Annotated in this window: 14 protein-coding genes; all 14 read left to right on the top strand. The window is 39.0% G+C overall.

Annotated elements, in window-relative coordinates:
* Positions 1 to 8: 8 nt before the first annotated feature.
* Positions 9 to 329: a YerC/YecD family TrpR-related protein gene (locus BFJ97_RS19860; RefSeq protein WP_004225717.1), complete on the top strand. Its 321-nt coding sequence runs from the start codon at positions 9 to 11 to the stop codon at positions 327 to 329.
* Positions 330 to 439: 110 nt separating this feature from the next.
* Positions 440 to 1,129, top strand: coding sequence for a heptaprenylglyceryl phosphate synthase (locus BFJ97_RS19855; protein ID WP_068986379.1), 690 nt, complete (start codon positions 440 to 442; stop codon positions 1,127 to 1,129).
* 163 nt (positions 1,130 to 1,292) lie between these two features.
* Entirely contained in the window at positions 1,293 to 3,545 is a 2,253-nt protein-coding gene (gene pcrA / locus BFJ97_RS19850; RefSeq protein WP_068986378.1) for a DNA helicase PcrA, read from the top strand.
* A 14-nt stretch (positions 3,546 to 3,559) separates the two neighbouring features.
* Positions 3,560 to 5,566: an NAD-dependent DNA ligase LigA gene (gene ligA / locus BFJ97_RS19845; protein ID WP_068986377.1), complete on the top strand. Its 2,007-nt coding sequence runs from the start codon at positions 3,560 to 3,562 to the stop codon at positions 5,564 to 5,566.
* Positions 5,567 to 5,800: 234 nt separating this feature from the next.
* Positions 5,801 to 6,934, top strand: a complete 1,134-nt coding sequence (locus BFJ97_RS19840) for a CamS family sex pheromone protein (protein ID WP_068986376.1) — start codon at positions 5,801 to 5,803, stop codon at positions 6,932 to 6,934.
* A 43-nt stretch (positions 6,935 to 6,977) separates the two neighbouring features.
* Entirely contained in the window at positions 6,978 to 7,475 is a 498-nt protein-coding gene (locus BFJ97_RS19835; RefSeq protein ID WP_139114490.1) for a hypothetical protein, read from the top strand.
* Positions 7,476 to 7,745: 270 nt separating this feature from the next.
* Complete coding sequence (gatC, locus tag BFJ97_RS19830) at positions 7,746 to 8,033, top strand: Asp-tRNA(Asn)/Glu-tRNA(Gln) amidotransferase subunit GatC (RefSeq protein WP_068986374.1); 288 nt, start codon at positions 7,746 to 7,748, stop codon at positions 8,031 to 8,033.
* Between the two features lie 24 nt (positions 8,034 to 8,057).
* A complete protein-coding gene (gene gatA, locus BFJ97_RS19825; protein WP_068986373.1) occupies positions 8,058 to 9,521 on the top strand; it encodes an Asp-tRNA(Asn)/Glu-tRNA(Gln) amidotransferase subunit GatA in 1,464 nt (487 codons plus the stop codon).
* 1 nt (position 9,522) lies between these two features.
* Entirely contained in the window at positions 9,523 to 10,950 is a 1,428-nt protein-coding gene (gatB, locus tag BFJ97_RS19820; RefSeq protein WP_068986372.1) for an Asp-tRNA(Asn)/Glu-tRNA(Gln) amidotransferase subunit GatB, read from the top strand.
* Positions 10,951 to 11,337: 387 nt separating this feature from the next.
* Positions 11,338 to 11,898: a thioredoxin family protein gene (locus tag BFJ97_RS19815; RefSeq protein ID WP_068986371.1), complete on the top strand. Its 561-nt coding sequence runs from the start codon at positions 11,338 to 11,340 to the stop codon at positions 11,896 to 11,898.
* Between the two features lie 100 nt (positions 11,899 to 11,998).
* A complete protein-coding gene (locus BFJ97_RS19810; RefSeq protein WP_068986370.1) occupies positions 11,999 to 12,913 on the top strand; it encodes a diacylglycerol kinase in 915 nt (304 codons plus the stop codon).
* 315 nt (positions 12,914 to 13,228) lie between these two features.
* Positions 13,229 to 14,575 (top strand): cytochrome ubiquinol oxidase subunit I, encoded by a 1,347-nt coding sequence (locus BFJ97_RS19805; RefSeq protein WP_068986369.1) that lies wholly within the window; start codon positions 13,229 to 13,231, stop codon positions 14,573 to 14,575.
* Positions 14,572 to 15,597: a cytochrome d ubiquinol oxidase subunit II gene (locus tag BFJ97_RS19800; RefSeq protein ID WP_068986368.1), complete on the top strand. Its 1,026-nt coding sequence runs from the start codon at positions 14,572 to 14,574 to the stop codon at positions 15,595 to 15,597. The genes BFJ97_RS19805 and BFJ97_RS19800 overlap by 4 nt, the downstream gene beginning before the upstream one ends.
* A gap of 12 nt (positions 15,598 to 15,609) precedes the next feature.
* Positions 15,610 to 15,732, top strand: a complete 123-nt coding sequence (gene cydS, locus BFJ97_RS25535) for a cytochrome bd oxidase small subunit CydS (RefSeq protein WP_263297518.1) — start codon at positions 15,610 to 15,612, stop codon at positions 15,730 to 15,732.
* Positions 15,733 to 15,892: the final 160 nt, after the last annotated feature.

The following is a 15,892-nucleotide window of genomic DNA, read 5'->3' as shown; positions in this document are numbered from 1 at the left end:
AAAATTGCATGCAAATCGAAAAAATTCGAGGGCATCAAACAGATCAATTATTTAAAGCAGTGTTGGAGCTAAAAGACATCGAAGAATGCTATAAATTTTTTGATGATTTATGTACGATTAGTGAAATTCAATCGCTGGCACAACGCTTTGAGGTTGCGCATTTACTACGTTTAAAGAAAACCTACGAATCCATTAAAAAGGAAACAGGCGCAAGTACAGCGACTATTTCACGTGTACGTCGTTGCTTTGATTATGGGAATGACACATATGATGAAATGCTAGGTCGTTTGTATCCAGATGAGAAGCCGTTTCAAGCACCAAAAGAATAGTAGGTAAAGAGGCTGGGTAGAGGTTCTGCTCAGTCTTTTTCATTTTTTTGTCGACAGTCATAAGCTATACTTGTAAACGAATAGATAGAAAATGATAGGTGGTAAAATAGATGGATTATTTAGAATGGAGACATGTGTTCAAGCTAGACCCAGCGAAAGATATTTCAGATGAGGCACTAGAAAGAATTTGTGAATCAGGTACAGATGTCATTTTAGTTGGTGGAACAGATGGTGTAACATTAGACGGCGTATTAGATTTGCTTGTCCGTGTACGACGCTTTGAAGTACCAATTGCACTTGAAATTTCTACAATTGATTCTGTAACACCAGGTTATGATTATTATTTCATTCCGACAGTGTTAAATAGTGATGATCCAAAGTGGATAAAAAATTTACACCATGAAGCCATTAAGGAATATGGAGATATTATGGTGTGGGATGAATTAGTAGCTGAAGGGTATTGTATTTTAAACCCGGCCTGTAAAGTAGCAGAAGTAACGAATGCGAAAACGGATTTATCAATTGATGATGTTGTCGCCTATGCACGGATGGCTGAAAATTTCTTTAGATTGCCTGTGTTTTATGTAGAGTATAGCGGTACTTATGGCGATATTGAGGTTGTAAGTGCTGTGAAAAACGAACTGAAAAATACGAGACTGTTTTATGGTGGCGGTATTACATCTACTAAGCAAGCATCTGAAATGGCAAAATATGCTGATACTGTAGTAGTGGGGAATATTATTTATGAAGATTTAAAAGCTGCACTTGCGACTGTTAAGGCTGTAAAAAATAATATATAATTTAACTTTTTCAGCAGGTGTCCAAACACCTTCTGAAAGAAGTTAAGCCTCCGGCGGATGTCACGGAATCGGAAAGGAGTTCTTTGTGCAATCACAAAGCCGATTCCGGACGCAATTATGCCGAGGCATAATTGATAAATAAACGTTTGTAAGGCGGTGCGAAATGGAGCAGTTAACGAAAAACTTATTAGCAGGTATGAACCCTGAGCAGGAAAATGCGGTAAAAACAACTGAAGGACCGTTGTTGATTATGGCAGGTGCAGGATCGGGGAAAACACGTGTATTAACACATCGTATTGCATATTTAGTAATCGAAAAAGAAGTATATCCATCAAAGATTTTAGCAATCACATTTACAAATAAAGCGGCACGTGAAATGCGAGAGCGTATTGATGGCATTCTCGGTAACGGAACTGGCGATAGTATGTGGGTGTCAACATTCCACTCGATGTGTGTGCGTATTTTACGACGTAATATTGACCAGCTTGGGATATCACGTAACTTTTCAATTTTAGATTCTACCGATCAGCTATCAGTTGTCAAAAATGTTATGAAGGATGAAAATATTGACACGAAGCGTTTTGAACCACGTGCGGTTTTAAATGCGATTAGTTCAGCAAAAAACGAATGTATAGCTGCGGACGATTATGCAGGTCAAATCAATGAAAATAATCCTTATGAAAAAACGATTGCTCGTGTTTATAAAGGTTATGAAAAAAGACTACGCCGCAATCAATCCCTCGATTTTGATGACTTAATAATGACAACTATTACATTATTCAAGCGTGTACCAGAAGTGCTTGAATACTATCAAAATAAATTTCAATATATTCATGTGGATGAATATCAGGATACGAATAAATCCCAATATTTACTAGTTCAGTTACTTGCGAAAAAATTTAAAAATATTTGTGTTGTTGGGGATTCAGACCAATCGATTTATCGTTGGCGTGGTGCAGATATTGGCAATATTCTGTCATTCGAAAAGGATTATCCGAATGCTAAGGCCATTATGCTTGAGCAAAATTATCGTTCAACAAAACGCATCCTACAAGCGGCAAATGACGTCATTCAAAATAATACAACACGTTATCCAAAAGAACTGCGTACAGAAAATGCAGAAGGTGAAAAAATTGTGTTGTACAAAGCGTATAACGAGCAAGAGGAAGCGCAATTCGTTGTACAAACAATCCAACAGCTTATTCAAAAAGAAGATCGTACATTTGATGACTTTGCGATACTATATCGTACAAATGCTCAGTCCCGTGTGATGGAGGAAGTGCTTGTTAAGTCCAATATGGCTTATCAAATAGTTGGTGGTACTAAGTTCTATGATCGTAAAGAGATTAAGGATTTACTTGCCTACTTGCGCCTTATTTCCAATAATGATGATGATTTATCACTCGCACGTATTATTAATGAGCCAAAGCGTAGTATTGGTGCCACTTCATTTGAAAAAATGGCGCGTTATGCGATTGAACAGGATCGCTCTATTTTTGATGCAATGAATGATCTTTTGTTTATGGGGCTATCAGGAAAGGCTGCTACTTCAGCTGAGCAATTTTATGCGATGATTAAAGGTTTTACAGAAATGCAGGACTATTTATCTGTTACTGAAATTGTAGAGCAGGTCATTGAAAAATCTGGTTATCGTGCAATGCTTCAAAATGAGAAGACGATTGAGGCAGAAAGTCGCTTAGAAAATATTGAAGAGTTTTTATCAGTGACGAAGGCATTTGAAGAACGTAGTGATGATAAGAGCTTAATTGCTTTTTTAACAGATTTAGCTCTCATTGCAGATATTGATGCACTTGATAAAGAGGACACATCGAAGGGCAACATTATTTTAATGACGATGCATGCTGCAAAAGGCTTAGAATTCCCAGTCGTCTTTATCATTGGAATGGAGGAAAATATCTTCCCGCATTCTCGTTCACTTGACGATATGGATGAAATGGAAGAGGAACGTCGCCTCGCTTATGTGGGCATAACACGTGCAGAGGAACGTTTGTATTTAACTAGTGCACAAAGTCGGACGATTTTTGGTCGTTCAAGTTATAACAATGCTTCACGTTTTTTACGTGAAATTTCGGAGGATATTACGGAATCAATCTCTAAAGGTGGCGCGAAGCCTGAAGTACCGTTTGCCTCTAGTAACCGTTCGGCTGGTGGCTATCAAAAACGTACACTTGGAGCGGTTCAGAAAACACAACCTGCGACATCTCGTTTACAAACAACTGGTGGAGATCAATTTGGCTGGAAGGCCGGAGATAAGGCAATCCATAAAAAATGGGGGACAGGTATGGTTGTCAGTGTAAAAGGTGAGGGTGATGGTACAGAGCTAGATATCGCCTTTCCACAGCCTATCGGTATTAAACGATTACTGGCACAATTTGCACCTATTGAAAAAGCGTAAGCGGAGGAACTTAAATGAACGAAATAGAACAGCGCATTGCGGAGTTAAATAAATTGTTACATGAATATGGCCATGCCTATTACGTGTTGGATAAACCTGTCGTAGCAGATAGTGTTTATGACCAATTATTACATGAACTTCTTGCATTAGAGGAAGCAAATCCGTCACTAATTTATCCGGATTCACCGACACAGCGTGTTGGAGGAGCAGTGGTAGAAGGCTTTAAAAAAGTGACACACGATTATCCTATGCTAAGTCTATCAAATGCTTTTAATGAAGAAGACTTGCGTGAATTTGACCGTAAAGTGCGTCAAGCAATCGGTGATAACTTTTCCTATGTTTGTGAGCTGAAAATTGATGGTCTTGCCATTTCTCTGAAATACGAAAATGGAGTTTTTGTACAAGGGGCAACGCGAGGAGACGGTGTTGTAGGGGAAGAGATTACAACAAACTTAAAAACGATTCGGGCAATACCACTTCGATTGAAGGAGCCTATCACAATTGAAGTTCGTGGTGAAGCGTATATGCCTAAAAAATCATTTGAAAAATTAAATGCTCAGCGTACTGAAAATGGTGAGGAGTTATTTGCCAATCCGCGTAATGCAGCTGCTGGCTCTTTACGTCAGTTAGATCCTAAAATAGCAGCGAGTCGTCAACTATCAACCTTTATTTATGCGATTGGGGGAGATGGAGAGGCATATGGTATTGACGGTCATGCAGAGATGCTCGATTATTTAGAGGGACTAGGCTGTCCTTCAAATAAAGAGCGTCAACGCTGTTCAACGATTGAGGAGGTACTAGCCTTTATCGAAGAATGGACTGAAAATCGTCCGAATTTAGCCTATGAAATTGACGGCATTGTCATTAAGGTAGACCGCTACGCACAGCAGGATGAACTTGGTTATACGGCAAAGAGTCCACGATGGGCAATTGCCTATAAATTCCCTGCTGAGGAAGTAGTCACAACATTACTTGATATTGATTTAACAGTTGGACGTACAGGGGTTGTTACACCTACTGCCATTTTAGCGCCTGTTCAAGTTGCAGGTACAACGGTTCAACGCGCTTCGTTACACAATGAGGATTTAATTCGAGATAAGGATATTCGCTTAGGTGATACAGTCATAATCCGAAAAGCTGGCGACATTATTCCACAAGTTGTAGGTGTGTTAGTAGAGCAACGACCTGAGGATTCAGTTCCATTCGTCATGCCTAAAAACTGTCCTGTCTGTGATAGTGAGCTTATTCGTATTGAAGGTGAAGTAGCATTACGTTGTGTAAATCCTGCATGTTTTGCACAAATTGCGGAGAGCATTAAATACTTTGTTTCACGTAATGCTATGAATATTGATGGTCTTGGGGATAAGGTCGTTGAGCAATTATTACGTGCAGATTTAATTCATGATGTCTCTGATTTGTATCACTTAACTGTAGAGCAGCTTGTTGAGCTTGAGCGAATGGGTGAAAAATCTGCTACGAATTTAGTCAATGCGATTCAGGCTTCCAAGGAAAATTCGATGGAGCGTTTACTAATTGGACTAGGTATACGACATGTTGGGGAAAAGGCAGCGAAAATTGTTTCCGAGGAATTTGAAACGATGGAAGCGGTTATGACAGCAACAGAGGAGCAACTGGTAGCAATCCACGAAATTGGAGATAAGATGGCTTCATCGCTTGTCGAGTATTTTTCAAATGAGGATGCACGTGCAGTCATTGGTCGCCTTGCTGAAGTGGGCGTCAATATGACGTATAAAGGTAAAAAGATAGAGGTAGCTGTAGGAGATAATCCTTTTGCAGGTAAAACAATCGTATTAACTGGTAAACTTGAGCAATTGACACGTAACGAAGCAAAGGCGAAAATAGAAGAGTTAGGTGGTATTGTTACAGGTAGTGTCAGCAAAAAAACTGACCTTGTTATTGCAGGAGCAGAAGCAGGTTCTAAACTAACAAAAGCCGAGCAGTTAGGTATTGAAGTTTGGAATGAAGACAGCCTGATTGAACAACTTAACCTCGTACAATAATGGGAAATATCAGGATCATCACCAAAAGTTGTGGATGACATTTGTTAAAATGTATAGTTGATTGGAGTGGAGACTGGGCGACTCTAGGAAAGCGTACAGTCGGAACGGAAATCAATCACACGGTATGGTGATGATCCAATATTATAGTAAAGTAAGATGAATTGTCCTTTCCATAGGTAGGTATGAACAATTCGTCGAGCAGAAATTTAATTTCAGTAAAGGAGTCTTAAAATAATGAAGTCATTTCGACTCATTCCAGCAATTATCGCTGCTGCAATGCTAGTCGGCTGTGTGCCTTCTGAAGAGAAGGAAACAGAGCTTACACAGGAGACGCAACAGGAAAAAGCGGAAACAACGATTATTCCAAGCTTTAACATTGATGATACACATTATAGAACGCTAATTCCTTATAAAGAAAGTGCTAGCAGGGGATTAGTAGTTTCAAATATTTATACTAAATATGATATGAAGGAAGTTGAAACCGGTTTAATGCGTCTTTCTCAAAATGAGTTTGATACAAAAGACTTCTACTTCCAAGAAGGGCAATATTTAGCCGAAAGCACAGTGACTGAATGGCTGGCGCGTAGTTCGCAAAAGAAGAATGGATTAAACCCTCCAACGACGGATTCAATGCCGGCAGAGGAACGTGCAAAGAAAGCTCCAATCTATTTATCACATATTGTTGAGCAAAATTATTTAACAAAAACAGATGATAATAAAGTGAAATTAGGTGGTATTTCGATAGGACTTTCCTTAAACTCTATTTACTATTATCAAAAAGAAAAATATGGGGAGTACTATGAGGAACCAATTCCAGAGGCGAAGCTTGTTGAACAAGGGAAGAAGATGGCTGCGGAAATTGTATCCCGCCTAAGAACTCAAGATGAATTGAAAGATGTACCGATTGTAGTTGGTTTGTTTAAGCAGAAAGCTCGCAATGACATTATTCCAGGAACGTATTTTAGTTATGGCGTAGCAAAAGCTGGAGAAAACGACATTGCTGATTGGACAGCTATTGATGAAGAGTATGTACTGTTCCCAACGGATGAATCAGAGGATGTCTATCGAGATGTTAGCAATAACTTTAAGAATTTCAAACAAGATGTAGATAAATATTTTTCTAACTATACTAGTGTGATAGGAACAGGTTTCTATCAAAACAAAAAAATTCAAAAGCTAACGATTGAAATCCCAATCCAATTCTTCGGCAAGGCTGAAATTACTGGTTTTACTCAATATTTAACAGGTGTTCTGATCAATCAATTTGATAACATAAACGTTGAAGTAAGTATTACCTCTATGAACGGTCCAGAGGCTTTAATCATTAAGAAAGCCAACGAAAAGGAACCATTCGTCCATATCTATTAAAATATAGTCAGCCTCGTGCTGACTATATTTTTTTGGAAAAGAAATGAAAGAATCGACGGATAGAAGAGCAGAAATGACGGATAGAACCATCGAAGTGATGGATAGAAGAGCTGAAGCGACGGATAGAACCATCGAAGTGATGGATAGAAGAGCTGAAGCGACGGATAGAACCATCGAAGTGATGGATAGAAGAGCTGAAGCGACGGATAGAACCATCGAAATGACGGATAGAAGAGCTGAAGCGACGGATAGAACCATCGAAATGACGGATAGAAGAGCTGAAGTGACGGATAGAACCATCGAAGTGATGGATAGAAGAGCTGAAGTGACGGATAGAACCATCGAAATGACGGATAGAAGAGCTGAAGTGACGGATAGAACCATCGAAATGATGGATAGAAGAGCTGAAATGACGGATAGAACCATCGAAATGATGGATAGAAGAGCTGAAATGACGGATAGAACCATCGAAATGATGGATAGAAGAGCTGAAGTGACGGATAGAACCATCGAAATGATGGATAGAAGAGCTGACGGATAGAACTATCGAAATGATGGATAGAATAACGAAATGACGGATAGAACGTAATTCCGAGCTCTTCCAACTTGCCCGTGGGAAACAAGTCTTATAAAGCTGAAAACAGTCACTAGAGACAACACTTCGTCATAGTAGTGAAAGTTTCTATATTTTTGGTGAAAGTTGTGATTTTTAATTTGAAAAATGTTATGATTATTTGCATGGTTAAGTTTATTCAACCCTATTGTTATCAACAAAAGCAATAAATTGAATGAGTATTTGGAGGTGTAAAAAATGGCAAAACTAACAAAAGAAGAAGTTAAGCACGTTGCTAATTTAGCACGTCTTGCAATTACGGAAGAAGAAGCAGAGAAATTTGCTGAGCAACTTGGTAAAATTACAGACTTCGCAGAGCAATTAAACGAGTTAGATACAACGAATGTTGAACCAACAACTCATGTTTTACCACTAGTAAACGTAATGCGTGAAGACGTGGCAATAAAAGGCTTAGACCGTGAAGTAATGATGTTAAACGTAAAAGAACAAGAAGATGGTCAAGTAAAAGTACCAGCTATCATGTAATACTAAAACATAGGAGGATTCCTCATGACGTTATTTGAACGTTCAGCTAAGGAGCTACAAGCTGACATTAAAGCGGGTAACTTAACAATCGCTGACTTAACAAAAGAAGCATACGAACGTATGGCGAAGCTTGACGGCGATGTACAAGCTTTCCTTGCTTCAAACGAAGAAAAAGCAACTGCACAAGCAGCTGAAATGGACAAAGTGCCATTTGAAGAGCGTGGACCACTTTTTGGTCTTCCTATCGGTGTGAAAGACAACATCGTTACAGAAGGCTTAGAAACAACTTGTGCTTCTAAAATTCTAGAAGGCTTTATGCCAATTTATGATGCAACAGTAGTTAACAAACTACGTGAAGCCGGTATGGTTACTATCGGTAAATTAAACATGGACGAGTTTGCAATGGGTTCTTCAAATGAAAACTCATACTATAAAACAACAAAAAATCCATGGAACTTAAACCACGTACCAGGTGGATCTTCAGGTGCGTCTGCAGCAGCAGTAGCAGCAGGTGAAGTACCATTCTCACTTGGTTCTGATACAGGTGGTTCAATCCGTCAACCAGCAGCTTATTGCGGTGTTGTAGGGATGAAGCCTACATATGGTCGTGTATCTCGCTTTGGTCTTGTGGCATTTGCATCTTCTTTAGATCAAATCGGACCAATTACACGTAATGTTGAAGACAACGCTCTTTTACTTGAAGCAATTGCAGGATTAGATCCAAACGATTCAACTTCTGCAAACGTAGAAGTACCTAACTACGCAGCAGCCCTTACAGGTGACGTAAAAGGCTTACGTATCGCTGTGCCAAAAGAATTCCTTGGTGAAGGTGTTGGCGAAGCGGCACGTCAATCAGTGCTTGAAGCATTAGAAGTATTAAAAGGCTTAGGTGCTACAGTAGAAGAAGTATCACTACCTCACTCTAAATATGCACTTGCAGCTTACTATATTCTTTCTTCTTCAGAAGCGTCTTCTAACCTTTCTCGTTTTGACGGTATCCGTTATGGTTTCCGCGCAGAAAACGTTAATAACTTAATGGACCTTTATAAAGAAACACGTGCACAAGGCTTTGGTGATGAAGTTAAACGTCGTATCATGCTTGGTACTTACTCACTAAGTGCAGGTACTTACGATGCTTACTACAAAAAAGCACAACAAGCACGTACACTGATCAAAGCAGACTATGACAAAGTATTTGAAGACTTTGATGTAATCATTGGACCAACTGCTCCAACACCAGCATTCAAAATTGGTGAAAACGTCGATGATCCAATGACGATGTATGCGAACGATATTTTAACGATTCCTATGAACTTAGCTGGTGTACCAGCCATCTCAATTCCATGTGGCTTTGAAAATGGACTACCACTAGGCTTACAAATTATCGGTAAATATTTCGATGAAGCAACAATTTACCGTGTAGCTCATGCTTTTGAACAAGCAACGGAGTTCCATAAACAAGTTCCTCAAATTTGGGAGGGAAAATAACATGAACTTTGAAACAGTCATTGGTTTAGAAGTACACGTTGAGTTAAAAACAAACTCAAAAATCTTCTCACCAGCACCAGCTCACTTCGGTGCTGAACCAAATACAAACACTACAGTAATCGACCTAGGCTATCCTGGTGTCCTTCCTGTACTTAATAAAAATGTTGTAGATTTCGCAATGCGTGCAGCACTTGCACTTAACATGGAAATCGAACAAGAAACAAAATTTGACCGTAAAAACTACTTCTATCCAGATAATCCGAAAGCTTATCAAATTTCTCAATTCGATAAGCCAATTGGTAAAAACGGCTGGGTTGATATCGAAGTAGATGGTTACACAAAACGTATTGGTATTACACGTCTTCATATGGAAGAAGATGCTGGTAAACTGTCTCACAGTGGCGACCACTCTTTAGTTGACTTTAACCGTCAAGGTACACCACTTGTAGAAATCGTTTCTGAGCCAGATATTCGCACACCGAACGAAGCGTACGCGTATCTTGAAAAAGTAAAATCAATCATCCAATATGCAGATGTTTCAGACTGTAAAATGGAAGAGGGATCTTTACGTTGTGATGCCAACATCTCAATCCGCCCATACGGTCAAGAAGAATTCGGTACGAAAACAGAGCTTAAAAACCTGAACTCATTCAACTATGTTCGTCGTGGTTTAGAGCACGAGGAATTACGCCAAGCAGACGTACTTCTGTCAGGTGGAGTAATTGAGCAAGAAACTCGTCGTTTTGATGAAAAAACAGGTAAAACAATTCTTATGCGTGTTAAAGAAGGAACAGATGATTACCGTTACTTCCCAGAGCCAGACTTAGTACGTCTATCAATTGATGACGAATGGTTAGAGCGTGTAAAATCAGAAATTCCAGAGCTTCCAGACGCTCGTAAAAAACGCTATGTTGAAGAATTAGGCTTAACGCCATATGATGCAGGAGTTCTTGTTATTTCAAAAGAAATCTCAGACTTCTTCGAGGCTATGGTAGCTAATGATGCGGATGCAAAGCTTTCTGCAAACTGGCTTATGGGTGATGTTTCTGCTTACTTAAATGCAGAACAAAAAGATCTTAAAGATACTGCATTAACACCAGAAAACCTTGCTGAAATGGTGAAATTAATCACTGACGGTACAATTTCTTCTAAAATCGGTAAAAAAGTATTTGCTGAACTAGTAGAAAAAGGCGGTTCTGCAGCAGATATCGTTAAAGCAAAAGGTTTAGTTCAAATTTCTGATGAAGGTGCATTACTTGCTATCGTTACAGAAATTCTAGATAACAATGCACAATCAATCGAAGACTTCAAAAACGGTAAGGATCGTGCTATCGGCTTCTTAGTTGGTCAAATTATGAAAGCAACAAAAGGTCAAGCAAATCCGCCAATGGTTAATAAATTATTACAACAAGAAATGGCAAAACGTTAATTGCATTTGCAACAGAAAGCCAAGAGAGCAAATTCGCTTTCTTGGCTTTTTATTATTTTTAAAAAGTAATACATACTAAAGGTACTATTCTTTTTGTTTGAGGTATCCATACAATTTAAGGTGAAGTGAATGCCCTGACATTTCAGCCGATTGGCCCGAGACCCTGGAGCGAAGCGGATGTTTTCTGTGCGAAAGCGAAGCGGCAGCAACAAAAGTTTTCTGTGCGAAAGCGAAGCGGCAGCAACAAAGCGCCCAGTCGGAACGGAAATCAACCACACGGTATGGTGATGAGCTGAAAAATACAACTTAACACTTTATGGTTGTCTAAAAAAAGTTTTCATAGCAAAATATAGAATAGAACATGAAATAACATTAGGGGGTTAATCAATGAAAACTGAACAACAATATTTCAAAGATGCGATTTCGATTCAGCAATATATGGATAATATGACGACGTTGAAAGAGGAGAGCTTCCGTATTTATGATGGCTTTGAAGTGCCAACGAACGATGGCTTTATCGAGCTACTAAAGGACAAGCAGCCAAAAATTTTAACAATTACTGAAGATTGGTGCGGCGACGCAATGTTAAATAACCCGATTATTCGTCGTGTAGCAGAGGCTGCAGGTTTAGAAATACGCACAGTACTTCGCGATGCGGATACAGATTTAATTGATCGCTATTTAACAAACGGTGGTCGTGCAATTCCAATTTATATTTTATTGGATGATGTTGGTCAAGTGATTGGAAAATGGGGACCACGTGCACCAGAATTACAGGAACTAGTAGTGAGCAAACGAGCTAGTTTACCTGATAAAGAAGATCCTACATTTGAAGATGCACAAAAGGCATTGTATGCAGAAATTCGTGAAGAGAATATGACGAATAAATCATACTGGACATTTGTTTATGAGGATTTCAAAAAGCAAGTGACAGCTGCATTGCAGTAATTGTAGATTACAAGGCTGCATGTCAAAGAATTAGGATGTGCAACATTTAAACGTAAAATTCGTTGAAGAAATAGAATCTTATGAAGCAGGAAGGTATGTTATGAAACGAGCAAGAATCATTTATAATCCTACATCTGGACGTGAAGCATTTAAAAAGCATCTACCAGAAGTATTGGAAAAACTAGAGGTAGCAGGCTATGAGGCATCATGTCACGCAACAACTTGCGAAGGCGATGCAACCGTTGCAGCAAAAAATGCAGTAGAACGTGGCTTTGATATAATCATTGCCGTTGGTGGAGATGGCACATTAAATGAAGTTATTTCAGGTGTAAGTCCATTTGAAAATCGTCCGAAAGTTGGTCTAATTCCAATGGGCACAACGAATGATTTTGCCCGTGCAGTGCATATCCCTCGTAATATTGCAGATGCTGTTGAGATTATTATTAAAGGTGAAACGTTACCAGTTGATGTTGGTTTATTAAATGGAGAACGCTATTTCATCAATATTGCCGCTGGTGGACGTATTACTGAGTTAACATATGAAGTGCCAAGTAAAATGAAAACAATGCTAGGACAGTTAGCTTATTACCTTAAAGCAGTAGAAATGATTCCATCAATCAAAGCTTCCCATATGCGTATCGAATATGATGATGAAGTGTTTGATGGGGATGCCATGATGTTTTTATGTGGCTTAACCAATTCAGTAGGTGGCTTTGAAAAGCTTGCACCAGACGCAAGCATTAATGATGGCTACTTTACTTTATTAGTATTGAAAAAAGTAAGCTTACCTGAATTTATTCAGCTTGCCGCAATGGCATTAAGGGGCGAGCATTTGAATGATGATCGTGTAATTTATAAAAAGGCAAGTGTTGTAAAAGTATCTACTGAAGACGAGATACATTTAAACTTAGACGGTGAGTATGGTGGGGATGCACCTGCAACATTTGAAAACTTAAAGCGCCATATTGAAATTTTTGTTCCCATTGAGGATATTCGTGAGGAAGACCGTATCTAAGTGCCTAAATATTGACTATTTTTACCATAAGAATTGTCTATAATGAGGATTGTGAACGAATTAAGAAAAATGTTTGGCAAATGTGCGTATATTACTTGAACAAAATTTGAAACCTTTATAATAGGCCGAAATATCGGTCCATTATAAAGGTTTTTTTCATGGCAATAGTGGAAAATATGAGTATGGGGTAAGAAAGGAAGTGTTGACTTTGTATAAGTCGCAGGAAAGAAAGCTCATATGGCTAAGCTTTGGCGTTGCAATTATTATGCTACTTTCCATGCTTGGAAGAATATTTGGTAGTTAGGAGGCAATGAAATGGTGAATGAATCAGCAGTCTTTTGGAGTAGAGTATTAACGGAGCTGACGTTATCGTTCCATATTATTTATGCAACGATTGGTGTAGGTGTCCCGTTAATGATTATGATTGCTCAATGGACTGGATATAAAAAGAATGATGAGCACTATATTTTAATGGCAAGACGTTGGGCACGAGGTTTTGTTATTACAGTTGCAGTCGGAGTTGTTACAGGGACAGCAATTGGCTTACAGTTGTCTTTACTATGGCCGAATTTTATGCAACTTGCTGGCCAAACAATTGCATTACCGCTCTTTATGGAAACGTTTGCGTTTTTCTTTGAAGCCATCTTCCTTGGCATCTATTTATATACTTGGGATCGCTTTGAAAGTCAGAAAAAGCATATGCTGCTATTAATTCCTGTAGCTGTTGGTGCTTCGATGTCAGCTGTGTTTATAACAATTGTGAATGCGTTTATGAATGCACCTCAAGGATTTGACATTGTGGACGGAGAACTTGTAAATATTCAACCTTTTTTAGCAATGTTTAATCCAGCAATGCCGACAAAGGTAGCGCATGTTCTCGTTACCGCTTATATGACAGCTGCATTTGTGTTAGCGGCCATTGCAGGATACCGTATGCTAAGAGGTTCTAAGCATATGTACCATAAAAAATCATTATTTTTACTTATGAAGATTGGCCTGATTTTCTCCATTGCATCAGCGATTATTGGAGATTTTTCAGGAAAATACTTAGCAGAATATCAGCCAGAAAAACTAGCTGCAGCTGAGTGGCATTTTGAAACAGACGATAAAGCCTCACTTATTCTTTTGGGTGTATTAGATGGTGACGAAGTAAAATATGCAATTGAAATTCCTTATGCTCTAAGTGTTTTAGCGCATAATAATCCAAACGCAGAGGTAATTGGCTTAGATCAATTTGCTGAAGAAGATCGACCACCACTGTATATTCATTATCTCTTTGATCTCATGGTGTTTATTGGCATGTTTATGGTATTAGTTTCATTGCTTTATGTAGTCGGGAAAGCGCGTGGTTGGCTGTTTATTCATACACGTTGGTTTAGATGGATTGTCGTTGCAGGTGGACCACTTTCAATTATTGCAATTGAAGCGGGCTGGTGGCTTGCTGAGGTTGGTAGACAGCCTTGGGTCTTATATGGTTTAATGCGAACACCAGAAGGGGCCACAACGAGTGACCATGTGGATTTAATGCTGCTGTTGTTTGCAGGTGTGTATGCTGTATTGGGCGTAGGAAGTATTGTAGTTTTAGTTCGTATGTTCAAAAAGAATCCAATTGAGCGTGAATTAGCAGATCGCCATTCTGAAAAAGGCGGTGACATCTTATGACATTAGAGATTTTAGGTATTTCAGTTTTGTGGATTTTCCTATTCGGCTATGTCATTGTAGCTTCAATTGATTTTGGGGCAGGTTTTTTCAATGCCTACAGTTTACTCGTTGGCAAAAATCATATTTTAACAAATATTATTAAACGTTATTTATCACCTGTTTGGGAAGTAACGAATGTCTTTTTAGTATTCTTCTTTGTTGGGATTGTTGGGTTTTTCCCACAAACAGCCTTTTATTATGGAACCATTTTACTTGTGCCAGTTAGTATTTCGCTAGTGCTACTTGCCATACGAGGCTCCTACTATGCGTTTGAATCATATGGCTCACGTGGACATATCGGATACACGCTAACGTATGGTATAGCAGGATTACTCATTCCGGCCTCACTTTCTGTTGTCTTTGCGATTGCTGCAGGTGGCTATGTTGATATGGTTGACGGGCAACCGGTCTTAAACTATTGGACATTGTATACGAGCCCGTTTGCTTGGAGTATTGTCGTCTTGAGCATTGCAGCGGTACTCTATATTTCAGCTGTGTTTTTAACATGGTATGCTCATAAAGCAAAGGATGTAGAAGCAACAAAACTAATGCGAAAATACGCACTTGTTTGGGCGATACCTTTAATGGTGAGTGCGCTTGGTATTATGTATGAAATGAAATCGATCAATCCTGAAACTTACAATAATATGGTTAATTTATGGTGGGTGTTCGCCATTTCAGCCGTACTATTTATCATTACTGTGGTGTTCATTTGGATGCGAAAAAATTACGGCCTTGCAGTAGGACTATTGATTGCCCAATTTGCTTTGGCATTCTTCGCTTATGGTATCGCACAATATCCATATTTACTGTATCCATATTTAACAATTTACGATAGCTTTACAAGTACACAAATGGCGATTGCACTCGTCATCGCATTTATATTAGGTCTATGTCTGCTTATTCCATCACTATTTTTATTGTTGAAATTATTCCTGTTCAACAAAAATTACGTGACAGGAAAAGAAGACAATCACGCATAGGAGGTTAGAGTGATGGAGAAATTTCTCATGTTTTATGCGCCATTTATAGTAGTCATCCTCGGAATTGTGTTTGCTTTCTGGTGGGCACCAAAAGATCACCATGTAACAAAAGAGGAAGGAGAGAGTCGCGAATAGCGGCTCTTTTTTCTACTTTATGCTTTGGAAGGTTCGAGCATTTTGCAGTACTGCTCGGGTCGTGTGCGGAAGTGATCAGGTGGAAGGAGAATGTGCTCGGGAGAGTGTCGTACTGCTTAGGTCATGGATGTTGGGCAAATAGCTTACAAGATCAAGTCTT

It is taken from the genome of Lysinibacillus xylanilyticus, from assembly GCF_001708185.1.
GTDB lineage: Bacteria > Bacillota > Bacilli > Bacillales_A > Planococcaceae > Lysinibacillus > Lysinibacillus xylanilyticus_A.
The sequence above is the reverse complement of the archived record's forward strand: the minus strand, read 5'-3'. Positions and strand labels throughout refer to the sequence as shown.

Coding starts and splice junctions, on each gene's coding strand:
- gatC (WP_068986374.1), top strand. CDS start 7,746: ATGGCAAAACTAACAAAAGAAGAAGTTAAGCACGTTGCTAATTTAGCA.
- BFJ97_RS19800 (WP_068986368.1), top strand. CDS start 14,572: ATGACATTAGAGATTTTAGGTATTTCAGTTTTGTGGATTTTCCTATTC.
- BFJ97_RS19805 (WP_068986369.1), top strand. CDS start 13,229: ATGGTGAATGAATCAGCAGTCTTTTGGAGTAGAGTATTAACGGAGCTG.
- gatB (WP_068986372.1), top strand. CDS start 9,523: ATGAACTTTGAAACAGTCATTGGTTTAGAAGTACACGTTGAGTTAAAA.
- gatA (WP_068986373.1), top strand. CDS start 8,058: ATGACGTTATTTGAACGTTCAGCTAAGGAGCTACAAGCTGACATTAAA.
- pcrA (WP_068986378.1), top strand. CDS start 1,293: ATGGAGCAGTTAACGAAAAACTTATTAGCAGGTATGAACCCTGAGCAG.
- ligA (WP_068986377.1), top strand. CDS start 3,560: ATGAACGAAATAGAACAGCGCATTGCGGAGTTAAATAAATTGTTACAT.
- BFJ97_RS19860 (WP_004225717.1), top strand. CDS start 9: ATGCAAATCGAAAAAATTCGAGGGCATCAAACAGATCAATTATTTAAA.
- cydS (WP_263297518.1), top strand. CDS start 15,610: ATGGAGAAATTTCTCATGTTTTATGCGCCATTTATAGTAGTCATCCTC.
- BFJ97_RS19835 (WP_139114490.1), top strand. CDS start 6,978: ATGAAAGAATCGACGGATAGAAGAGCAGAAATGACGGATAGAACCATC.
- BFJ97_RS19840 (WP_068986376.1), top strand. CDS start 5,801: ATGAAGTCATTTCGACTCATTCCAGCAATTATCGCTGCTGCAATGCTA.
- BFJ97_RS19815 (WP_068986371.1), top strand. CDS start 11,338: ATGAAAACTGAACAACAATATTTCAAAGATGCGATTTCGATTCAGCAA.
- BFJ97_RS19810 (WP_068986370.1), top strand. CDS start 11,999: ATGAAACGAGCAAGAATCATTTATAATCCTACATCTGGACGTGAAGCA.
- BFJ97_RS19855 (WP_068986379.1), top strand. CDS start 440: ATGGATTATTTAGAATGGAGACATGTGTTCAAGCTAGACCCAGCGAAA.